Origin of the sequence: Mediterranea massiliensis (genome assembly GCF_900128475.1) — a bacterium.
In the GTDB taxonomy this organism is placed as follows: Bacteria; Bacteroidota; Bacteroidia; order Bacteroidales; family Bacteroidaceae; genus Bacteroides; species Bacteroides massiliensis_E.
This window is the reverse complement of record NZ_LT635834.1, coordinates 134,315-157,364: the sequence shown is the minus strand read 5'-3', so window position 1 is coordinate 157,364 and position 23,050 is coordinate 134,315. Positions and strand designations below refer to the sequence as shown.

Sequence of the window (23,050 nt, the reverse complement as noted above, 5' to 3'; positions counted from 1 at the left end):
AAATAATGTTAAGAGACGTTTCGCTGCCCGTCCGGTCTCGTACATCTTCTTTACTTTTGCATCCGACAAGAGTGTAAAACACGAAGGAGAGTATGCGTAAGATAGGTATTGATGTAGGTTCGACGACGGTGAAGGTCGTCGCGTTGGACGAGCAGGGAAGTGTATGTTTTTCAAGGTATAAAAGACACCATGCCAGAGCCCGTGAGGTTGTTGCAGATATGCTTGGCGAGCTGTTGCAGGAGCAGGGCGATGTGGAGGCCTGTGCGTGCATTACCGGTTCGGTAGGCATGGGTATGTCCGAGCGTCACTCAATCCCTTTCATTCAGGAAGTGGTGGCCGCCACGAAGGCTATCCAGCAGGATTATCCGCAGGTAGCGTCCATGATCGACATCGGAGGAGAGGATGCCAAGATTGTCTTCTTCGAACACGGCGAAGCGGCCGATCTGCGCATGAACGGCAACTGTGCCGGAGGGACAGGGGCGTTCATCGACCAGATGGCCGTCATTCTGGGTACCGATGTCGACGAACTCAACCGGCTGGCCTTGAAGGCCGGGCGTATCTATCCGATCGCTTCGCGTTGTGGAGTCTTTTGCAAGACCGATATCCAGAATCTGGTGGCCAGGAACGTCAGCCGTGAAGACATCGCGGCCTCCATCTTCCATGCCGTGGCCGTCCAGACGGTGATGACGCTGGCCCATGGATGGGACATCAAGGCGCCGGTCCTGTTCTGCGGTGGTCCGCTGACCTTCATCCCTGCGCTTCGCAAGGCTTTTGCCGAATACCTCCATCTGCGCGAGGACGAAATGGTGCTTCCGGCCAACGGTACCTTGCTGCCTGCTACGGGGGCTGCCTTGTCGCGGGGAGAGGAAAACGAAACCTTCAAATTGTCGGCCCTGATAGCCCGTCTGTCCGAAGCGTCTGCGGCGGCAGACCATCCTTGCGGCCTGAAGCCCGTATTCTCCGGTGCTGGTGACTATGCCGGCTGGGAGAAGCGCATCTCTTCCCATCGCATCGGTCGGGCTTCCTTGCGTGAGGGTGTCCAGGATGTGTTTCTGGGCATTGATTCAGGTTCGACGACTACGAAGATTGTTGTGATTGATTCGGATGGCAATATCCTGTTTTCCTATTATAAACCTAATGGCGGGCATGCCATCGAGACGGTAGCCGATGGTTTGACCTTGCTCAAGGACCGGTGCCGTGAGCTGGGTGCCGTCTTGCATATCAAGGGCAGTTGCTCCACCGGCTATGGTGAAGACCTAATAAAGGCCGCTTTCCAGCTGGATGCCGGCATCGTGGAGACCATTGCCCATTACGTGGCTGCCCACTACCTGGACCGGGATGTTTCCTTCATCCTCGACATTGGCGGCCAGGACATGAAGGCCATCTTTGTGGACAACGGCATCATCAACCGCATCGAAATTAACGAAGCCTGTTCGTCGGGGTGCGGCTCGTTCATCGAGACGTTTGCCAATACCCTGGGCTATACGGCGCACGACTTCGCTTCGGCGGCCTGCCGTTCCGCCCGTCCTTGCGACCTGGGTTCGCGGTGTACCGTGTTCATGAACTCCAAGGTGAAGCAGGTGCTCCGCGAAGGGGCGACGGTAGACGACATCGCTGCCGGTCTGGCCTATTCGGTCGTGAAGAACTGTCTCTACAAAGTACTGAAACTGAAGGACGTTTCGGAGTTGGGACGGCACATCGTGGTGCAGGGTGGAACCATGCGCAACGACGCGGTGGTCCGTGCGCTCGAGCTGCTGACAGGTGCGGAGGTCATTCGGTGCGACATCCCCGAGCTGATGGGGGCCTTCGGTTGCGCCCTGTATGCCCGCCGGTATGGGAAGCGGGAAATGTCGCTGGACGATATCCTGTCGCAGGCCGACTATTCGACGCACGAACTGCATTGCCGGGGGTGCAACAATCAGTGTCAGGTGTTCCGTTACCGCTTTGCCAACGGCAAGGACTATTATTCGGGCAACCGGTGCGAGAAGGTGTTTACCAATGGAGCCAAGGAAGAGCCGGGCGCGAATGCCTATCACTTCAAGAACGATTTGCTTTTCGGCCGTGCGGCCCGGCAGGTGGAGTATCCTGTGCTGACCCTCGGCATCCCGCGCAGCCTGAACATGTACGAAAACTTCCCCTTCTGGCACACGCTGTTCACCGCTTGCGGCATACAGGTATGCTTGTCCGACGATTCGGACTTCAAGGCCTATGAACGGAGTGCGCGCATGGTGATGTCCGACAACATCTGTTTCCCGGCCAAGCTGGTACATGCCCATGTGCAGAACCTGATGGATCGCGGGGTAGACCGTATCTTCCTTCCTTTCGTCATCTTTGAACGGAAAGGGAACGAGCAGAACAGCTACAACTGCCCGGTAGTGACCGGCTATTCGGAAGTCATCAAGAGTGTGCAAGGTACGGGTATCCCCATCGATTCGCCCGCCATCTCGTTCAAGGATTCCAAGCTGCTGTACAGGCAATGCCTCAACTATCTGAAAGGGTTGGGAGTAGGGGAGGCAGCCGTCAAGGAGGCTTTCGCCAAAGCAATGGACGAGCAGGAGGCTTTCGGCCATTCGCTGGCCGAACATGACGGGCATTTGTTGGAAGAGAGCCGCCGGAAGGGCCGTCGGACGGTACTGCTGGCCGGTCGTCCTTATCATGCGGACATGCTGATCCAGCACAAGATATCGGATATCCTTGCGGAGATGGGCATTGATGTGATTACCGATGATATCGTTCGCGATCAGGCCACGCAGGTGGAAGGTGATGTGCATTTCCTGCCGCAATGGTCCTATCCGAACCGCATTCTGAAGGCTGCCCAGTGGTGTGCTGTCCAGGGCAGTGATGTCCAGTTTGTGGAAATGACTTCCTTCGGCTGTGGTCCCGATGCATTTCTGGTCGACGAGGTTCGTGATATCCTGATACGCAGCGGAAAGCCGTTCACCCTGCTCAAGCTGGACGACATCAACAACATCGGTTCGATGAAGCTGAGGGTCCGTTCGCTCATAGAGAGCATGAAGCTGTCCGGAGAACGTCAGGTTCTCCCTCGGAAGAAGGAGGAAGGCGGGGTGGGTGCGTCGGTCAGCTACCATGACCTGCGTACCAAGAAAATACTGGTACCATACTTCACTCCATTCATTTCACCGCTGATTCCTGCCTTCATGCGTTTGGCGGGGTATGATGTCGACAATCTGCCCCTCAGCAATATGGAGTCCTGTGAATGGGGGCTGAAGTATGCCAACAACGAAGTGTGCTATCCGGCCACGCTGATTGTGGGCGACGTTGTCAAGGCTTTCAAGAGTGGCAAATATGATCCAGCACAGACGATTGTAGCCATGACGCAGACCGGAGGCCAATGTAGGGCCAGCAATTATATCTCGCTGATCAAGAAGGCGCTGGAAGAGGCCGGCTATCCGTCGGTTCCTGTTATCTCGCTTACCTTCGGCAGTTCGTTGGACAGCCGTCAGCCGAGTTTCCGTGTCAATTGGCTGAAGATGCTGCCGGTTGCGTTGCGTGCCGTTCTGTACAGCGACTGCATTTCGAAGTTCTATTATGCTGCCGTTGTCCGTGAAAAGGAAGCGGGGCAGGCTGCCCGTTTGCGCGACCGTTACTTGCAGGAAGGGGAGGAACTGATATTGAAGTATCAGACGAAGGACCTGTTGGGCCGCTTGTCAGGGGCTGCCCGCCAGTTCAACGACATTTGCCGGGACTTGGATTGCCCGAAAGTGGGCGTTGTGGGAGAGATATTCTTGAAGTTCAATCCCTTTGCCCAAAAGAATGTCATCGAGTGGCTGACGGAGCAGGGGATAGAGGTCGTTCCTTCGGTGCTTGCCGACTTCTTCATGCAAAACTTTGTGAACAGGAAGGTCCGGGTGGAGTCGTGCATCCAGCAACAGTTCCTGCCCGATTTTGTCTATAAGCTCGCCTATAAGATGGTGGGCCGCCAGATTGAAAAGTTCAACAAAGTGGGAAGCGAGTTCCGCTATTTCAATCCGTTCAAGGATATTTTTGAGGAGGCTGACGAGGCCAAGAAGGTTATCTCTTTGAATGCCCAGTTTGGCGAAGGTTGGCTGCTTCCGGCCGAAATCCTGTCGTATGCCCGTCAGGGGATATACAATGTCGTCAGTTTGCAGCCTTTCGGGTGCATTGCCAACCATATTGTGTCCAAGGGCATCGAAAAACGGATCAAGTCTGTTATTCCCGAACTGAATATGCTCTCTTTGGACTTTGACAGCGGAGTCAGTGACGTGAACATCACCAACCGTCTGTTGTTGTTCATAGACCATTTAAAATAGAAGCCTCATCTCTGTTAAGTCTCTGAGAAATGTATTACTGGCAGAGTGGAATTCGGATGTTGTCAGTCAGAGGATTCATTTGTTGGAGTTGGAAGAGATGGAATGAAATAAAGGAGTAAAGAAATGTGGAAATATTATGCTTTGTTGTCGGCTTTCTTTGCGGCTTTGACGGCAGTCTTTGCCAAGATTGGTGTAAAGGATATCAATTCCGATTTGGCTACGGCCATCCGAACGACTGTCATTTTGATAATAACGTGGGGTATTGTCTGTTGTGAACGTCAGATAGCCAGTATCAGGGAAGTGAGTACCCATACGTGGTTATTCCTTGTATTGTCGGGAGCGGCTACTGGCCTGTCTTGGCTTTTCTATTTCAAGGCTTTGCAGACGGGTGATGTTTCGCGTGTAGCTCCTGTTGACAAGTTGAGTGTAGTGATGACCATTTGCCTCTCCTTTCTGTTTCTGAAAGAGCCTGCCACTCCTCGGGTCATCATTGGAGCGCTATTCATTACTTGTGGAAGCATTCTTATGCTTTTAAAATAAATGATGAGGGCTTGGGGAAAAAAGAAGCCCATTGGATTTTGTGTCCCAATGGGTTTGTTCATTTAAGTGGTGTCACCAGGAATCGAACCGGGGACACAAGGATTTTCAGTCCTTTGCTCTACCAACTGAGCTATGACACCATCGCTGTTAGTTTGCGGTTGCAAAGGTAGTGAAAGTTTTGGACTGTGCAAGGGCTTTGAAAATAAAAAAGCACGGATAGAAGGCTACTTGTCTTACTATCAGTGCTTTTGTACGATGAAAAAAATGAATTTTATTTTTCTTCTTCTGCTGTTGCTTCGGTGGCAGACGAATACGTCAGGTTGCCGCCGTCTTTCAAAGGGTTCCATCCCTGGGCCTTCAGTTCGAATTCCTGGCCGTCTCGGGTAATGAGGGCGCAGCCCAGCTCGGGCTTGATGATATGGCCAATCAGCTTGACACCTTCCATTTCTGAAACCTTTTCATGGTCGGCAATGGGGACGGTGAACAGCAGTTCGTAGTCTTCGCCACCGTTCAGGGCACAGGTCGTGAGGTTCATGTTGAACTCTTCGGCCATAACAGCTGTCTGATAGTCGATGGGGATGTGCTCTTCGTAGACGCGGCAACCTACCTTGCTCTGCGAGCAGATGTGCATCAGTTCGGAGGAGAGGCCGTCGGAGATATCCATCATGGCTGTGGGCTGTACGCCGGCTTCACGTAGCCGCTCGATGATGTCCTTGCGGGCTTCGGGCTTGAGCTGGCGTTCCAGCAGATATTCCTTGCCGGCAAAGTCGGGCTGTACGTCTTTGTCGGTACCTTTCAGTACGGCTTTCTCGCGCTCCAGCAGCTGGAGGCCCATGTAGGCGGCACCCAGGTCGCCACTGACGCATATCAGGTCGGTCTCCTTGGCGCCGTTGCGATAGACGATTTTGCCCTTCTCTCCTTCACCGATGCAGGTGATGCTGATGGTGAGACCTGTGTAGGACGAGCAGGTGTCGCCGCCTACGATGTCGACGTTGTAGGATTCGCAAGCCAAGCGGATGCCGGCATACAGTTCCTCCATGTCTTCCACACAGAAGCGTTTGGACAGACCCAGCGAGACGGTAATCTGTTTGGGAGTGCCGTTCATGGCGTAGATGTCGGAGAAGTTGACCACGGCGGCCTTGTAGCCCAGGTGTTTCAGAGGCACGTAGGTCAGGTCGAAGTGTACGCCTTCGAGCAGGAGGTCGGTGGTGACCAGCACTTCCTTGTCGGCAGGATAGGAGAGTACGGCGGCATCGTCGCCGATACCGTAGCGGGTCGATTCGTTTCGGGGTTGGATGCCCTCGGTCAGATGGTTTATGAGGCCAAACTCGCCGAGGGTTGCTATTTCTGTTCTCATTTTTACTTGTTTATATATAAGTATAGTTCGTCTCAGGCACGGTTGATGAGTTCGCGCATGATTTCCGTCATGCGGGGCTGGGCGGCGTCGGCTGCCTTCTGCACCTCTTCGTGCGACACTTCTACAATCTTGCCTTCCACTCCCAAGTCGGTGATGACTGATACGCCGAAGACCTTGATGCCGCAATGGTTGGCCACGATGACTTCGGGCACGGTAGACATGCCGACGGCATCGGCTCCCAAGATGTGGAAGAGCTTGTATTCGGCAGGCGTTTCAAACGTCGGGCCTTGTGTACCCAGATAGACGCCGTGCTGCACCTTGATGCCTTTTTCGGCGGCAATGGCGTCGGCCTTGCGGATGAGCTCTTTGTCATACGCTTCGCTCATGTCCGGAAAGCGTGGACCGTAGGGGATGTTTTTGCCGCGCAAGGGATGTTCGGGGAAGTAGTTGATGTGGTCGGTAATGATCATCAGGTCGCCGATTTCGAAGGCAGGGTTGGTGCCCCCGCTGGCGTTGGATACAAACAGGGTCTTGATGCCCAGTTCGCGCATGACGCGGACGGGGAAGGTCACTTCCTTCATCGAATAGCCCTCGTAGTAGTGGAAACGGCCTTGCATGGCCATGATGTCCTTGCCGCCCAGCTTGCCGAAGATGAGCTTGCCGCTGTGTCCCTCGACGGTCGAGAGGGGGAAGTTGGGGATGTCCTGGTACTTTATTTCATACTTTTCGGTGATTTCGCCGGCCAGGCTTCCCAAGCCGGTGCCAAGGATGATGGCGGTTTCGGGATGTGTGTGCATCTTACTCTTGAGGTAAGCTGCCGTTTCTTGAATTTTTTCTAACATAGCCAATAATGTTTTGGTTAAAGGATTCTTGTTGGTTGAGCAGAAATTCTACTTCGATGGGGATGACATGGATGTAGGGCTTCAAGTCTTCGCTGAGCGAGGGATGGGACTTGAGTCTGGCACCGTCTTTCTCGGTCGTGATGATGAGGCGCTTGCATCCTTCCATCTGTGAGAATTCTTCCTCGATGAGTTGCAGGTCTTTGTCGCTGAAGTCGTGGTGGTCGGCAAAGGGGAGCAGCTTGACTTGGCGGGCATAGAGCTGCACCTCTTCCACCAAAGGCTGGGGTGAAGCAATGCCGGTGACGAGCAGGACGCATTCTTCTCCGCTCAGTACGCTGGATATGGGTTGCCCCTCCGCTTCCTGCGGAAACAGGGGGACGGGCATACCATAGTGTATACGTGTGAAGTACAGCTGCTGGTAGGGGTACAGGTCCAGCTGCTTTTCCGTGATGTTGAAGTCGATGGGCTTCATGTCCTGCGGACACTTGGTCACGATGACTATCTGGGCACGGTCTTTGCCAGAAACGCTTTCGCGCAGGCGGCCGGCCGGCAACAGACAGTCTTCGGTGAACAGGCGTCTGTAGTCGGTCAGCAGGATGTTCAGGCCAGCCTTGACGTAGCGGTGCTGGAAGGCATCGTCCAGCAGGATGACATCGGTCGGCGGGTGGTCGAGTTGCAGAAGTCTGGCGATGCCTTCACGACGGTCGGCATCGACGGCGATGCGTGCCTGGGGAAATTTCTGCTTCATCTGGCAGGGCTCGTCGCCTATCTGCGAGGCTGTGCTGGAAGCGTCTGCCAACAGATAACCGTGGGTCTTGCGCTTGTAGCCGCGGCTCAGTACGGATACCTGCATGCCTGCCTGCTGGAGGAGGCGTATCAGGTATTCGGTATGGGGCGTCTTGCCCGTGCCGCCCACGGCCAGGTTGCCGATGCAGATGACAGGCGCCTGGAAGCTCTCCGACGGGAGGATGCTCCAGTCGAAAAACTTGTTGCGCAGCCAGACCACTCCCCCATATATCCACGACAGGGGGAGAAGCCAGCGGTGTATCTGTACGGATGTCTCTGTCATCTGTCTTTGTCTTCAGCGTTATTGTATGTTCAGCTCGAAAGGCAGGCGTGCCTGGATGCGGTCGCGCTTGTCGAAGTTGTCCAGGATGCTGAACTGGCGATAGAGTTCACCAGCCTTTCCGCCCAGCAGGTGCGACTTGATGTAGGTGCCCGGATTGGTGCTCATCAGCATTTCGAGGAATGTCTGCTTGGCCGGATAGGATACAACGGTATAGGCGTCGATGCCGGCCTTCTGGCAGGCAATCTCCAAGGCACGGTTCAGTCCACCCAGCTCGTCGACCAGGCCCAGCTCCTTGGCGGTGCTGCCTGTCCATACGCGGCCTTGGGCAATCTTGTCCAGCTCTTCCTTGGCGATGCCGCGGCCTTCGGAGCAGCGGGTCAGGAAGAGGTCATAGCCCTGGTTCACCATCTTCTGCATCAGGGCCTTCTCGCCTTCGTTCATGGGGCGGCCCGTGGCGCCGAAGTCGGCGTATGCGTTGGTCTTCACTACGTCGAAGTCAAGGCCTATCTTGTCGGTCAGCCCTTTCACGTTGGGGAACATGCCGAAGATGCCGATGGAGCCCGTCAGCGTGGTGGGTTCAGCCACGATGGTATCGGCGTTGCACGACAGGTAGTATCCGCCCGAAGCGGCATATTCGCCCATGGAGACGATGACAGGTTTCTCTTTCTTCAGCTGGCTGACGGCATACCACAGCTGCTCGGAGCCGTAGGCGCTGCCGCCGGGGGAGTTGACGCGAAGCACGACGGCCTTCACGTCGTCGTTCTCCTGCAGGCGGCGCAGGTCGCGGATAACCTGGGAGGAGATGATGGTGGGCTGGTCGCTGAACGACGAGGTCTCATAATCGATGATTTCGCCGCTGGCGTAGTAGACGGCCACGATGTTGCCGCTCTTGTCCTTCGGCTGGTTCTTGCGCACGTTCACCATGTCCTGCAGGCCCAGCACAGGCAGGTTGTCGTCTTTGTCGAGGCCGGCCAGGGGTTTCAGGTAGTCGCGTACGTCGTTCTTATATATTAAGGTATCGACCAGGCCGCATTTCACGGCTTCCTCCGAGGGGTCGAACATGATCATGTTGTCGGCATACTGGTTGAGCTTGTCTACGCTGATGTGGCGCGACTCGGATACGGCTTGTGTCACTGTGCTCCAGACGGAGTTGATGTAGGCCGTCACCTGCTCGCGGTTGGCAGGGCTCATCTCGGTGGCGATGAAGGGCTCGACGGCCGACTTGTAGGTGCCCACCTTGAATATCTGCATCTCGACTCCTATCTTGTCGAGCAGGTCCTTGTAGAAGATGGGGTTCGAAGCGATGCCCCTCCACTCCAACGAGCCTTTGGGGTTCATCAGCACCTTGTCGGCCGCGCTGGCCAGGTAGTACAGGCTTTGCTGGTAGTTGTCGGCATAGGCCACGACAAACTTGCCGCTTTCCTTGAAGTCGAGCAGTGCGTCGCGTATCTCCTCGATAGCGGCATAGCCGGCGGTCAGGTAGTGGAGCTGCAGGTAGATGCCTTTGATCTTTTCGTTTTCTTTGGCCTTGCGGATGGAGGAGAGGATGTCGTCCAGCCCATACGTCTGGTAGTCCTCGCTGAGCAGGGCCTGGTAGGGAACTGACTGGCTGCGCTCCCTCAGCTCGCCTTTCAGTTCGAGCATCATCACGGAGTTGTCGCTCACCTGCGTCTCCACGTCCGACGAGGCTATGGCGCTGAAGAAGAGCAGGATGCCCACAAAAAACAAGATGACGGTCGACAGGATGATACCTGTGACGGTCGCAAAAGTGAATTTGAAGAAATCTTTCATATCGGTTCTTTACTTTTGATGCATGCTAACTTTTTAAGTTAACAAAGATATACAATTAGGTTGATATTTACCCTATCTGTCGCCATCTTTTTTGTTTTGTCACATGCGGCCGATAAAAGGCGGGTGATTTTGTGGAAAGAAAACCTCCGTCTGGAGGGGCGTGAAAGGCCGGCCGGAGGAAAGCATCGTTTTGCCAGGCGGAAAGCAGTGCTTTGCGAGGAGAAAGGCAATGCTTTGCGAAGGCAGATGCAAAGCTTTGCAAGGGCGGATGTAAAGCTTTGCAAAAGCCGGTGTAAAGCTTTGCGTCGGAGGAAGGCCGAAAACGGCTTCCGATGCTTTGTACTTCCCCCGCTTTGCACTATCTTTGCCCCCGAAAAAAGCTAAGATAGCAGTGAATCTGATAATTGATATAGGAAATACGGTCGCAAAAATTGCGTTGTTCGAAGGCGCTTCATTGGTCGATGTCTTCTATGATTCCAACCAGACACTGGAGCAGTTGCCCGACATTTGCCGCCGCCGTCCCGTCGAACGTGCCATTGTGGCCACGGTCATCGACCTCACGGCCGAAGTCGAGGCCCGGCTGGCTGCCTTGCCCTGCCCCTTGCTGAGGTTGGGGCCCGACACTCCCCTGCCTGTAGAAAACTTGTATGAGACACCCCGCACGTTGGGCTACGACCGCATGGCGGCGGTTGTGGGAGCCTCCGACCGCTTTCCCGGCCGCGACATCCTGGTGATAGATGCGGGTACCTGCATCACGTACGAGTTTATCGATGCGGCCGGCCGTTATCATGGCGGCAACATCTCTCCCGGCCTTCAGATGCGTTTCAAGGCACTGCACAGCTTCACAGGGCGTCTGCCGCTGGTGGCATCGGAAGGCCGCTGCCTGCCCATGGGCAAGGATACGGAGACGGCCATCCGTGCCGGAGTGCTTCGCGGCATCCGTTATGAAATGCAAGGTTATATTCAGGATATGAAAACTAAATATCCTGAACTTTTGGTTTTTTTAACGGGGGGCGACGAATTTTCTTTTGATACAAACGTAAAAAGTATCATCTTTGCAGACAAATTTTTAGTGTTGAAAGGATTAAACCGAATATTGATTTATAATAATGACAGGATATAGACTGACACTGTTGGTGCTTTTACTCGGCATGTGGTGCGGGATGGTAATGGCCCAAAACAATACGAATTCACCTTATACGCGGTATGGATACGGCCACTTGTCGGATCAGGGTTCGAGCAACAGCAAGGCGATGGGCGGTGTGGCTTATGGCCTGCGCGACGGCAGTCAGGTGAATTTCGCCAATCCGGCTTCTTATACGGCGGTCGATTCGCTGACGTTCATCTTCGATGGAGCCGTCTCCCTGCAGAATACCAACTTCAGTAATGGAACCTTGAAGCAGAATGCCAAGAACTCCAGCTTCGACTACATCACCATGCAGTTCCGTCTGGCCAAATGGTGCGGCATGAGTGTCGGCGTATTCCCTTTCTCCAATGTGGGCTACAGCATGGGCGAGACACGTGAAGATACGGGGAATTCGGCCAATTCAAGCACTGTCACCTACTCGGGCGAAGGTGGTTTGCATCAGGCTTATGTAGGATTAGGCTTTAAAATATTTAAAAATTTTTCTGTTGGTGCAAATATTTCGTATCTTTGGGGTGACATCACGAGGACGTCTGAACTGAAGTTTCCTGCTGATGCAACCAAATTCCCTTTTACGCGTACACTAAGTACTGATATTAAGGACTATAAGTTGGATTTCGGCATTCAGTATACGCAGCAGTGGGGAAAGAAGAACGCATTGACACTGGGAGCTGTCTTTTCTCCGAAGCGTGACCTGAACAACACGACGGTTATCGGCGAAATGGTGGGGAATACGACGACGGGAAGCACGTATAGCTCGCGCGACTCCGTGGCTACCTTCGGACTTCCGATGACGGTAGGTGTAGGTCTGGCCTATGTGTACGACAAGCGTCTGACCGTGGGTGCCGACTTCATGATGCAGCAGTGGGACAAGGTTTCCTATCTGAACGACGACAACGCCTTCTGCTCGCGCATGCGGGTAGGCGTGGGAGCGGAATACATTCCCAACTTGTTGGGACGCAGTTACCTGAGCCACATCAAGTATCGGGTGGGAGCCTATTATTCCTTGCCCTATTACAAGATAGACGGGCAACGGGCGGCCAAGGAGTTCGGAGTGTCGGCCGGTTTCGGTCTTCCTATACCGCGCACAGGCTCATTCTTGAGCGTCACGGCCCAATATGCAAGAACCAAAGGCTCGAAAGTGACGTTTGTGGATGAAAACACGTTGCGGCTGGTCATTGGAGTCACGTTCAACGAACGCTGGTTCTTCAAGCGCAAGGTTGACTGATGCAGAGACAAAGAGATAGATGGAATAGACAAAAATATAACAACTAAAAATTTTAAATACAATGAAAATTAAGACGCTTGTAGCGGCCTTGCTCCTTTCGGGTGGAGCAGCCGGAGCTTACGCACAAAACGACTGTAATGCCAACAGCAGTATCTCTCACGAAGCTGTCAAGGCAGGAAACTTTAAGGATGCTTATGCCCCCTGTATGGAGGTCTTGAAAGATTGTCCGACACTGAGATTCTATACATATGGTGATGCAAAAGATATTTTGCAGAGCTTTTTGAAGGGTATTAAAGACCGTAATTCCGCCGACTACCAAAAATATTTTAATGAACTGATGTCTGTTTATGATCAGGAAATGAAATATATTCCTGAGTTCTTGGCAAAGGGTACAAAATTGAATTATGGTGTGGAAGGTGCAAAAGGCCGTAAGGCTATTGACTATTTGACTTACGCTCCAAAGCCAGACTTGAATCAAGCTTATGCTTGGCTGAAAGAGTCTGTAGATGCGGATAAGCAGGAAGCCAATCCTACCATACTCTTTTATTTTATGAATACCTCTATGCAGAAGGTTAAGGCTGATGCAGCTCACACTGAGCAATTCTTCCAAGACTATTTGGATGCAACAAAATATACAGATGCTGCTATTGCTGCAGAAACAAAACCGTCTACGAAGAATACGCTTGAGAAGATTAAAGAAAGTATAGTCGCTATCTTCATCAACAGTGGCGTAGCCGATTGCGAATCTCTTCAGAAAATTTATGGTCCTCAGGTAGAAGCCAATCAGACGGATTCTGTTTTCCTGAAGAAGGCCATCAACGTGCTGAAGATGATGAAATGCACCGAGAGCGATGCTTACTTCCAGGCTTCTTATTATATGTATAAGATCAACCCGACGGCCGATGCTGCTGTAGGTTGCGGTTTTCAGGCATATAAGAAGGGTGACTATGATACGGCTGTGAAGTATTTCGATGAGGCTTTGAGTTTGGAAACAGACAATGCCAAGAAGGCTGAAATGGCTTATGCAGCTGCTGCCGCCATGTTTGGTGCCAAGAAGTGGTCGCAGGTACGCAGTTACTGCTACAAGGCTATCGGCTTCAACGAGAACTTCGGTAACGCTTACATCCTGCTGGCTCAGGCATACGGCTCCAATCCTCATTGGAACGATGAACCTGCTCTGAACAAGTGTACTTATTACGTAGTGCTCGACAAGCTTCAGAGAGCCAAGTCTGTTGATCCCTCTGTTGCCGAACAGGCCAACAAGCTGATTGGAACTTACTCCGCTCACCTGCCCGAGGCCAAGGACCTCTTCATGCTGGGCTACAAGACCGGTGACCGCATCACGGTTGAAGGCTGGATTGGTGAGACTACAACCATCAGATAATCGTATGTCCTCCGACATTTATCGATGGATTAGACATAAAATGACGAGCATAACCATTGCCTGCGGGGTGATGGTTATGCTTGTTTTATTCTCTTCCTGCTCGGGCCGCAAGAAGGAGTTGGGCGCTGCCATTACTGAACGCGACTCGCTGCCTGTGATGGATACGCGGGGAGTTGTGACGCTGGTGTCCGATTCGGGTGTCATCCGTTACCGTGTCAATGCGGAGGAATGGAAGGTCTACGACCGTAAGTCGCCCTCCTATTGGTCGTTCGAGAAAGGTGTCTATGTCGAGAAGTTCGACTCTCTCTTTCAGGTAGAGGCCAGCATCAAGGCTGATACGGCCTACTATTACGACAAACAGAAGTTGTGGAAGCTGATAAGCAATGTGCACATCCAGAACCTGAAAGGCGAGAAGTTCGATACCGAACTGCTTTTCTGGGACCAGAACAAGCAGAAAGTCTATTCGGACAAGGAGGTTCGCATCGAGCAGCCTGACCAGATCATTTACGCTGTAGGCTTTGAATCGAATGAGCAGCTGACGAAATACACATTCTTCAAGACCAACGGAATCTTTTATATTGATGAAGACACAGGAACCGCACCTGCCGATACTTTGCAGGCCGATACCGTCAAGTAGCTTTTTGTTATGGGAATAATTGTTTCTTTGTTGGTGACCATGGCTTTCTCGGCTTTCTTTTCGGGGATGGAGATTGCTTTTGTGTCGGTGGACAAACTTCGCTTTGAGATGGAGAAGAAGGAAGGGTGGACCTCGAACGTCCTGTCCTATTTCTTCAAGAATCCCAATAACTTCATATCCACGATGCTCGTGGGTAACAACATCGCCTTGGTCATTTATGGTATCCTGATGGCTCAGATCATTGAAGGATACCTGTTGGCGGGTGTCATCGACAATCACTTTCTTCTGGTATTGATTCAGACAGTCATCTCTACGTTGATTATTCTGGTGACGGGTGAGTTCTTGCCCAAGAACCTCTTCAAGATCAATCCGAATCTGATGCTGAGGATATTTGCCTTTCCTCTGTTGGTTTGCTACGTGGTCCTTTTCCCGATATCCAAGTTGGCTTCGGGTCTATCCTGCCTTTTCTTGCGTTTGGGTGGGATGCGTATCAATAAGGAAGCCTCTGACAGGGCTTTTGGCAAAGTCGATTTGGATTACTTCGTCCAGTCGGGCATCGAGAATGCTTCCAACGAAGAAGAGCTGGATACGGAGGTGAAGATTTTCCAGAATGCGCTCGATTTCTCGAATGTCAAGATACGCGATTGCATCGTGCCCCGTACGGAGATTGTGGCGGTCGACACATCCGCTTCGCTCGAAGAGTTGAAAAATCTGTTTATCGAGTCGGGATTGTCGAAGATATTGATTTATAAAGGGAACATTGACAACATTATCGGATACATCCATTCCTCGGAGATGTTCCGCAATCCGGCCGACTGGCACAACCACGTCAAGGAAGTTCCCATTGTGCCCGAAACAATGCCGGCCCATAAGCTGATGAAATTGTTCATGCAGCAGAAGAAGACGCTGGCCGTAGTGGTCGATGAATTTGGCGGTACCTCGGGCATCGTTTCTTTGGAAGATCTGGTGGAAGAAATTTTTGGCGATATAGAGGATGAGCACGACAATACTTCGTACGTCTGCCGGCAGATAGCCGACCATGATTATCTGTTGTCGGGTCGTCTGGAGATTGAGAAAGTGAACGAGACATTCGACTTGGATTTGCCTGAGTCGGACGATTATCTGACGATTGGCGGCTTGATTCTGAACACTTATCAGAGCTTTCCGAAACCGAATGCAGAAGTGGCTATCGGCAAATATCATTTCAAAATTATCAAGGTTACGGCGACCAAAATTGAGCTTGTCCGCATGAAAGTGACTGAATAAATGCCTGAAAACGTAATTTTTCTTGGAATAAATAGAAGTGTATTTGCATTTTTTGTATCTTCGTGCGCTAAAATGAACAGTGGCAGAAAAAGAATAATAAACAAATAAAAAACAATTAATAAAAATGGCAACATTACAAAACATTCGGTCCAAAGGACCTTTATTGGTGATTGCTGTGGGTTTGGCTCTGTTCGCCTTCATCGCAGGTGATGCGTGGCGTGTGCTCCAGCCGCATCAGTCACAAGATGTAGGTGAGGTGAACGGAGATGTGCTTTCCGCTCAGGATTATCAGTCAATGGTAGATGAATATGCGGAAGTCGTGAAGTTTACGAGCGGTACAAACGCATTGAGCGACGATCAGCTCAACCAGTTGAGAGATGAAGTTTGGAGAACGTATGTCAACAACCAGTTGATTGAGGCTGAGGCCGAGAAGCTGGGCCTGACCGTTTCCAAGGAAGAAATAAAGTCCATCATCAATGAAGGCACTCATCCGCTGTTGGCCCAGACACCGTTCCACAATCCGCAGACAGGTGCGTTCGACAAGGATATGCTGATGAAGTTCCTGGCCGATTATGCCAAGATGAACCAGGGACAGATGCCTGCGCAATATGCCGATTACTATAACTCTTTGTATAAGGTATGGTCGTTTATCGAGAAGACTCTTGTTCAGACTCGCTTGCAGGAAAAGTATAGCAACCTCATCGCGAAGTCTCTGCTCTCCAATCCCGTAGAGGCACAGATGACGTTCGACGGCCGTATCGACCAGAAGGATATGCTGCTGGCTGCCGTTCCTTATTCTTCTATCGTGGATTCTACCATTACAGTGACTGACGCCGAGCTGAAGGCTGCTTACGACGAGAAGAAGGAGCAATACCGTCAGTATGTGGAAACCCGTAACATCAAGTACATTGACGTACAGGTTACTGCCAGTGACGAAGACAAAGCCGAACTGCGTAAGGAGATGGACGAATACACGGCTCAGTTGGCTGGTGCCACTTCCGATTATTCGACGCTGGTTCGTTCGACCGGTTCCGAGCAGCCTTATGTAGACCTGTATTATACGACTCGGGCTTTGCCGAGTGATGTGGTAGCTCGTCTGGATTCAGTTGCTATGGGCGATGTATACGGTCCTTATTACAATGCACTTGACAATACGATGAACTCGTTCAAGAAACTGGCCAAGGCCTCTATGCCCGATTCTATTCAGTATCGTCAGATACAGGTCGTTGCCGAAACTCCTGAGAAGACCAAGACTTTGGCCGACAGCATTTACAACGCCATCAAGGGTGGGGCCGATTTCGCTGAGGTTGCCAAGAAGTATGGTCAGACGGGTGAATCCATATGGATTACTTCCGCCAACTATGAAGGAGCGCAGGTGGACGGCGACAACTTGAAGTACATTACCGCTGTTACTATGGGTGAAACCAATGACCTGCAAAATCTTTCACTGGCCCAGGGCAATGTCATCCTGCAGGTTACAGGAAAGAAGGCCTACAAGGACAAATATAAAGTGGCTGTTGTAAAGCGTGCTGTAGAGTTCAGTAAGGACACATATAGCAAGGCATACAACGATTTCAGCCAGTTCATCGCTGCCAACAATACACTGGACAAGCTGGTAGCCAATGCCGAAGATGCCGGTTATCGTCTGCTCGACCGTACCGACCTTTACAGCGCAGAGCATAGCATCGGCGGTGTACGTGGCACGAAGGAAGCTCTCAGATGGGTATTCTCCGCCAAACCGGGTGAAGTATCTGGCTTGTATGAATGCGGTGAAAGCGACCACATGATGGTAGTTGGCCTGGTTTCGGTGGCTCCCGAAGGCTATCGTTCGCTGGCTGCTGTGCAGAATGACTTGAGACTGCAGTTGGTTCGCGACAAGAAGGCTGAAAAGATTATGGCCGACATGAAGGCTGCCAACGCTTCTACTTTCGACCAGTATAAGGGACTGGCCAATGCTGTAACCGATTCTGTAAAGCATGTAACTTTTGATGCTCCGGCGTTTGTATCAGTTCTGCGTAGCAGTGAGCCGCTGGTAAGTGCTTATGCTTCTGTTGGTGCCATGAATCAGCTGAGTGCTCCGATTAAGGGTAATGCAGGTGTATTTGTCCTCCAGCCCTATGCTGAAGAAAAGCTGAACGAAACTTACGATGAGAAAGCTGAAGTGGACAAGTTGCAGGGTATGTATACCAACTTGGTTGTAAGACAGTTTGTCAACGACCTTTATCTGAAGGCCAACGTGAAGGACGATCGTTACCTCTTCTTCTGATAAGTATTCTGTAATAATATGCAGGAGCTGCCTGATAGTCTCGGGCGGCTCCTGTCTTTTTATAGAGTCCTCTGTTCGGTATGGCCGAATCGAAAACTTGCTTTTCATTTGCTACTGCCCTTACCTTTTAATATCTTTGCAAAGAGAAATATATAGATTCCATAAATATGCAGAAACAACCTCTTTTGGGAATGACACTGGCCGAGCTTCAGTCTTTGGTGAAACAGTTGGATATGCCAGCCTTTTCGGCCAAGCAGATAGCTTCTTGGTTGTACGACAAGAAGGTGAAGTCTATTGACGAGATGACCAATCTGTCGTTGAAACATCGCGATTTGCTGAAAGAACTGTATGAAGTCGGGGCCTATGCTCCTGTCGAAGCCATGCGCTCGGTCGACGGGACCATCAAGTATCTCTATCAGGTTGGCGAAACTCATTTTGTAGAATCTGTTTATATCCCAGATGACGATAGGGCCACTCTATGCGTGTCTTCACAGGTGGGTTGCAAAATGAACTGTGAGTTTTGTATGACTGGCAAGCAGGGCTTCTCGGCCAATCTGACGGCTGCACAAATCCTGAACCAGATACATTCCTTGCCCGAGCGTGACAAACTGACCAATGTTGTCATGATGGGTATGGGTGAACCGTTGGACAATCTGGACGAAGTGTTGAAGGCGCTGGAAGTGATGACGGCTTCCTATGGCTATGCCTGGAGCCCGAAGCGGGTGACTCTTTCTACTGTAGGTTTGCGTAAGGGCCTGAAGCGGTTTATCGAAGAGTGCGATTGCCATTTGGCTGTTAGCCTCCATTCCTCTCTGCCGTTGCAGCGCAGGGAGCTGATGCCGGCCGAGAAGGCTTTCTCCATTACAGAGATTGTGGATGTGTTGCGTCAGTATGATTTCAGCAAACAGCGCCGTTTGTCTTTCGAATACATTGTTTTCAAGGGTGTAAATGACAGTTTGCCTTACGCGAAAGAACTGTTGAAGCTCCTTCGCGGATTGGATTGCCGTGTGAACTTGATCCGTTTCCATGCCATTCCCAATGTCGACCTCGAAGGGGTGGATATGGATACGATGGTCCGTTTCCGTGATTATCTGACCTCGCATGGCCTGTTCACTACAATCCGTGCGTCACGTGGAGAAGATATTTTTGCCGCGTGTGGCATGTTGTCTACTGCCAAACAGGAGGCTGTAGACAAGAATTAATATAAATTATTAACTCGGATATGGTGAATAAACGCATTCTTTGTAGCTTTGTGAAAATTTAAATGGAGAAGTAATATGAAAAAACACTTGTTTTATTTCAGTTTGTTTTTTGTACTGTCGCTTCTGATGGTTTCTTGTAGTGGCAAGAAAAAGGGGAAAAGCGTGTTTACGCCGACTTCCAGCGGCCGTGCTTATGAAATTCTGGTGGTTATCGACCAGGACATGTGGGAGCGTCCGGCCGGTCGTGCGCTTTTCAATGTGTTGGATACGGATGTGCCTGGACTTCCCCAGTCGGAACGTTCGTTCAGAATCATGTATACCGATCCTACCAATTATGATGCTACCTTGAAGCTCATCCGCAACATTATTGTGGCTGATGTGCAGAATATCTATACCCAGCCCAAGATGAAATACAGCAAGGATGTGTATTCTTATCCGCAGGCCATCTTGACCATACAGGCTCCCGATGAAGAGTCTTTCGGAGAATATGTGACCCAGCATAAACAAGATATCATTGATTTCTTTACCCGTGCGGAGATGAATCGTCAGATTGCCGTATTGGAGACTGACCATAATGATTTTGTCTATAAGGAAGTCAAGAAGATGTTCGATTGCGAAGTATGGGTGCCGGGTGCACTTTCTTCCCACAAGATTGGTGAAAACTTCTTCTGGGCAGGTACCAACGCGGCTACCGGTGACCAGAATTTTGTCATCTATTCATTCCCCTATCGTGACAAGAATACGTTTACCAAAGAATATTATATGCAGAAGCGTGACTCTGTGATGAAGGTGAACATCCCCGGTGCGCGTGAGGGCATGTATATGGCAACCGATACTTTGCTGACCGATGTACGTCCCATTACCGTTCAGCATGCTTACGCACTCGAGGCACGTGGCTTGTGGCGCGTTCATGGCGATTTTATGGGAGGCCCGTATGTTTCCCACATGCGTTTGGATGAAAAGAACCAGCGGATCATTGTAGCCGAAGTGTTTGTATATTCCCCCGACAAGTTGAAACGCAATCTGATTCGTCAGATGGAGGCTTCCCTCTATACTTTGCGTTTGCCGGGTGAACAGAAGGATGCTCAGGAAGAGGCTGCAAAAGACGCGAAGAATACAGATGTTGCAACTAAGAAACAAGACAATGGAAAATAAGAAAGTGAGAGTCGGCATTACGCAAGGCGATATCAATGGTGTAGGTTACGAAGTCATTTTGAAAACTTTTGCAGAGCCTGCTATGCTGGAGTTGTGTACTCCTGTTATTTATGGCTCGCCCAAGGTGGCGGCTTACCATCGCAAATCCCTCGATTTGCCGACGAACTTCAGTATCATAGAATCGGCCAGAGAGGCTGCTCACGACCGTCTGAGTATCGTAAACTGTATGGACGACGAGGTGAAGGTTGAATTTTCCAAGCCGGATGCCGAAGCCGGACATGCGGCTCTCGTCGCCTTGGAGAAGGCTTTTGATGAATATCGGGAAGGACTGATAGACGTCATTGTGACAGCTCCTATCAACAAGCATACCATTCAGTCGGAGGAATTCAAGTTCCCAGGGCATACTGAATATATCGAGCAGCAGCTGGGCGAAGGAAAGAAAGCGTTGATGATTCTGATGAAAAATGATTTGCGGGTAGCATTGGTTACCGGTCATATCCCTGTGGGCCAGATTGCGTCTACGCTGACTAAAGATCTGATTAAGGAGAAAATGCGCATTTTCCATCGCTCTTTGAAGCAGGATTTCGGTATCGGGGCACCTCGTATAGCGGTCCTTTCTCTCAATCCTCACGCGGGTGACAACGGCTTGCTGGGCACGGAAGAAGAAGAAATCATCATTCCTGCCATGAAGGAAATGACGGAAGAAGGAGTGCTGTGCTTCGGTCCTTTCCCTGCAGACGGATTTATGGGTTCGGGCAGCTTCACTCATTTCGACGGTGTGTTGGCAATGTATCACGATCAGGGTCTGGCACCGTTCAAGGCCTTGGCTATGGACGAAGGGGTGAACTTCACTGCTGGTTTGCCGGTGGTTCGTACATCGCCGGCTCATGGTACCGCCTATGATATTGCGGGTAAAGGAATTGCTTCGGAAGACTCTTTCCGGCAGGCAGTTTATGTGGCCATCGATGTTTTCCGCAATCGTCAAAGTGAGATGTTGGCCAATGCCAATCCGCTTCGGAAACAATATTATGACAAGAAAGACGACAGTGACAAACTGAAGTTGGATAGTGTAGAAGAGGATTTGTAAAATGATGACAAAGGCGGAAATACAACAGGTCAAATTGCGTTTTGGCATTATCGGCAATAATGAAGCATTGTTGCGTGGAATCGATGTAGCCATGCAGGTGGCTCCTACCGACTTGTCCGTACTGATAACGGGTGAAAGCGGTGTGGGAAAGGAAAGTTTTCCGCAAATCATACACCAATATAGCCGCCGCAAGCATGGGCAATATATAGCGGTGAACTGCGGTGCCATTCCTGAAGGAACCATCGACTCTGAACTGTTCGGCCATGAAAAAGGCGCTTTTACAGGAGCCATCAGCGACCGTAAGGGTTACTTTGGTGAGGCAGACGGAGGAACCATCTTTCTGGATGAAGTGGGCGAGTTGCCTTTGCCGACGCAGGCCCGTTTGCTTCGTGTGCTGGAAAGCGGGGAATTTATCAAGGTGGGGTCGTCGAAGGTGGAAAAGACCGATGTCCGCATTGTGGCTGCGACCAATGTCAATCTGACGCAGGCCATTGCCGACGGGCGTTTCCGTGAAGACTTGTATTACCGACTGAACACGGTGCCTATCCAGGTTCCCCCTTTGCGTGAGCGGGGTGAGGACGTGGTGCTGCTGTTCCGTAAGTTTGCTTCGGACTTTGCCGAGAAATACCACATGCCGGCTCTTCAGCTCACTGACGATGCCCGTCAGATGCTGATGGCATATTCCTGGCCGGGCAATGTCCGCCAATTGAAAAATATAACGGAGCAGATATCCATTATAGAACCTAATCGGGAAATTACTGCGGCAATTCTGAAAGGTTATTTGCCGGCCAACAACGTCCAGCGCTTGCCGGCCCTGCTGGGTGTCAAAGAAAGCAAGGGATTTGGCAGTGAGCGGGAAATTCTGTATCAGGTATTGTTCGACATGCGTCAGGATGTGACCGAATTGAAGAAACTGGTTCATGAGATCATGTCCGAACGTGCTTCGGGCGGTCATGGAGCCCCTTCTCCGATACCCGACTCCACGTATTATGCTCCGACGACTCCATTGGTGCCTCCTGTGACTGTTGAGTCCAATGTGCCGACCATCATTCGTCCGGCAGTCCAGCCTGTGAAGCCTGCCACTGCTCCTGCCGATGATGACATTCAGGATACGGAAGAGTATGTGGAAGAATCTCTGGCGTTGGATGATGTAGAAAAGGAGATGATTCGGAAGGCATTGGAAAAGAATCATGGAAAACGGAAAAGTGCTGCACAAGATTTGAATATTTCAGAGCGGACGCTTTACAGAAAGATTAAGGAATATGGATTGGATTAAGAAGTTAGGAATCGCATTTGCCTGTGTCGCACTGGTGGTCATTGTATATTCGTGCCGTATGTCTTTTGGATTGGCTCCCATCAGTTCGATAGACTATTCGAAGGTAAAGACCATTTCCATTGCCGATTTTCAGAATCGGGCGGAATATGTCTATGCGCCTTTGGCCATTGAGTTCAATACGAAACTGAGGGATATGTTCATTCAGCAGACACGTTTGCAGGTGATTGATTCGGGTGGCGATTTGGATATCGACGGTGAAATTACAGGCTATAACCAATACAATGAGTCTGTCGATGCCAGTGGTTATGCTTCCAAGGTAAAGGTGACGCTGACGGTCAACGTGCGCTATACCAACAATACCAATCATGAGGAGGACTTTGAACAGCAGTTCTCGGCTTTCCAGACTTACGATTCCAATCAGTTGCTGACCGATGTACAGGACCAGCTGATTACGTTGATGGTAAAGGACATTACGGAACAGATTTTCAACGCTACGGTAGCCAACTGGTAAGAT

Annotated in this window: 17 protein-coding genes and 1 tRNA gene; 13 read left to right on the top strand and 5 right to left on the bottom strand. The window is 51.1% G+C overall.

Translation table 11 applies throughout. From position 1 onward, the window contains the following. Window positions 1–92: 92 nt before the first annotated feature. Window positions 93–4,292 (top strand): acyl-CoA dehydratase activase, encoded by a 4,200-nt coding sequence (locus BQ7483_RS01950; protein WP_072544644.1) that lies wholly within the window; start codon window positions 93–95, stop codon window positions 4,290–4,292. A gap of 123 nt (window positions 4,293–4,415) precedes the next feature. Continuing rightward, window positions 4,416–4,832 (top strand): EamA family transporter, encoded by a 417-nt coding sequence (locus tag BQ7483_RS01945; protein WP_072544643.1) that lies wholly within the window; start codon window positions 4,416–4,418, stop codon window positions 4,830–4,832. Between the two features lie 67 nt (window positions 4,833–4,899). Here the strand turns inward: BQ7483_RS01945 and BQ7483_RS01940 are convergent. The 5 genes from BQ7483_RS01940 to sppA all read right to left on the bottom strand — a co-directional run bounded on the left by BQ7483_RS01940 (window position 4,900) and on the right by sppA (window position 9,891). After that, window positions 4,900–4,972, bottom strand: a tRNA-Phe gene (locus tag BQ7483_RS01940). Between the two features lie 131 nt (window positions 4,973–5,103). Then, window positions 5,104–6,189 (bottom strand): thiamine-phosphate kinase, encoded by a 1,086-nt coding sequence (thiL, locus tag BQ7483_RS01935; RefSeq protein ID WP_072544642.1) that lies wholly within the window; start codon window positions 6,187–6,189, stop codon window positions 5,104–5,106. Window positions 6,190–6,221: 32 nt separating this feature from the next. After that, window positions 6,222–7,031, bottom strand: coding sequence for a purine-nucleoside phosphorylase (locus BQ7483_RS01930; protein WP_022021250.1), 810 nt, complete (start codon window positions 7,029–7,031; stop codon window positions 6,222–6,224). Then, window positions 6,988–8,100 carry a tetraacyldisaccharide 4'-kinase gene (gene lpxK / locus BQ7483_RS01925; RefSeq protein ID WP_072544641.1) on the bottom strand — a complete coding sequence of 371 codons (1,113 nt, stop codon included), beginning with the start codon at window positions 8,098–8,100 and terminating at the stop codon, window positions 6,988–6,990. The genes BQ7483_RS01930 and lpxK overlap by 44 nt, the downstream gene beginning before the upstream one ends. Before the next feature lie 18 nt (window positions 8,101–8,118). Continuing rightward, window positions 8,119–9,891 (bottom strand): signal peptide peptidase SppA, encoded by a 1,773-nt coding sequence (gene sppA, locus BQ7483_RS01920; RefSeq protein WP_072544640.1) that lies wholly within the window; start codon window positions 9,889–9,891, stop codon window positions 8,119–8,121. A 391-nt stretch (window positions 9,892–10,282) separates the two neighbouring features. Here sppA and BQ7483_RS01910 point away from each other — a divergent pair, with 391 nt between their 5' ends. The 11 genes from BQ7483_RS01910 to BQ7483_RS01860 all read left to right on the top strand — a co-directional run bounded on the left by BQ7483_RS01910 (window position 10,283) and on the right by BQ7483_RS01860 (window position 23,047). Next, window positions 10,283–11,014 carry a type III pantothenate kinase gene (locus BQ7483_RS01910; protein WP_072544638.1) on the top strand — a complete coding sequence of 244 codons (732 nt, stop codon included), beginning with the start codon at window positions 10,283–10,285 and terminating at the stop codon, window positions 11,012–11,014. Beyond that, on the top strand, window positions 11,001–12,263 hold the full coding sequence (locus tag BQ7483_RS01905) for a BamG family beta-barrel-assembly machinery protein (protein WP_072544637.1): 1,263 nt from the start codon (window positions 11,001–11,003) through the stop codon (window positions 12,261–12,263). The genes BQ7483_RS01910 and BQ7483_RS01905 overlap by 14 nt, the downstream gene beginning before the upstream one ends. Window positions 12,264–12,324: 61 nt before the next feature. After that, complete coding sequence (locus tag BQ7483_RS01900) at window positions 12,325–13,647, top strand: hypothetical protein (RefSeq protein WP_072544636.1); 1,323 nt, start codon at window positions 12,325–12,327, stop codon at window positions 13,645–13,647. Window positions 13,648–13,687: 40 nt separating this feature from the next. Next, window positions 13,688–14,284: an LPS export ABC transporter periplasmic protein LptC gene (gene lptC / locus BQ7483_RS01895; protein WP_262493907.1), complete on the top strand. Its 597-nt coding sequence runs from the start codon at window positions 13,688–13,690 to the stop codon at window positions 14,282–14,284. 9 nt (window positions 14,285–14,293) lie between these two features. Further along, window positions 14,294–15,550: a hemolysin family protein gene (locus BQ7483_RS01890; protein ID WP_072544635.1), complete on the top strand. Its 1,257-nt coding sequence runs from the start codon at window positions 14,294–14,296 to the stop codon at window positions 15,548–15,550. Between the two features lie 124 nt (window positions 15,551–15,674). Then, window positions 15,675–17,816, top strand: a complete 2,142-nt coding sequence (locus BQ7483_RS01885; protein WP_072544634.1) for a peptidylprolyl isomerase — start codon at window positions 15,675–15,677, stop codon at window positions 17,814–17,816. Between the two features lie 167 nt (window positions 17,817–17,983). Continuing rightward, window positions 17,984–19,018: a dual-specificity RNA methyltransferase RlmN gene (rlmN, locus tag BQ7483_RS01880; RefSeq protein WP_072544633.1), complete on the top strand. Its 1,035-nt coding sequence runs from the start codon at window positions 17,984–17,986 to the stop codon at window positions 19,016–19,018. A 75-nt stretch (window positions 19,019–19,093) separates the two neighbouring features. Beyond that, complete coding sequence (locus BQ7483_RS01875) at window positions 19,094–20,173, top strand: DUF4837 family protein (RefSeq protein WP_022021240.1); 1,080 nt, start codon at window positions 19,094–19,096, stop codon at window positions 20,171–20,173. Further along, window positions 20,163–21,260 carry a 4-hydroxythreonine-4-phosphate dehydrogenase PdxA gene (pdxA, locus tag BQ7483_RS01870; RefSeq protein WP_022021239.1) on the top strand — a complete coding sequence of 366 codons (1,098 nt, stop codon included), beginning with the start codon at window positions 20,163–20,165 and terminating at the stop codon, window positions 21,258–21,260. Before BQ7483_RS01875 ends, pdxA begins: the two co-directional genes overlap by 11 nt. 4 nt (window positions 21,261–21,264) lie before the next feature. Then, complete coding sequence (locus tag BQ7483_RS01865) at window positions 21,265–22,536, top strand: sigma-54 interaction domain-containing protein (protein ID WP_072544678.1); 1,272 nt, start codon at window positions 21,265–21,267, stop codon at window positions 22,534–22,536. Next, entirely contained in the window at window positions 22,523–23,047 is a 525-nt protein-coding gene (locus tag BQ7483_RS01860) for an LptE family protein (protein ID WP_022021237.1), read from the top strand. The genes BQ7483_RS01865 and BQ7483_RS01860 overlap by 14 nt, the downstream gene beginning before the upstream one ends. The last annotated feature ends 3 nt before the right edge of the window (window positions 23,048–23,050 follow it).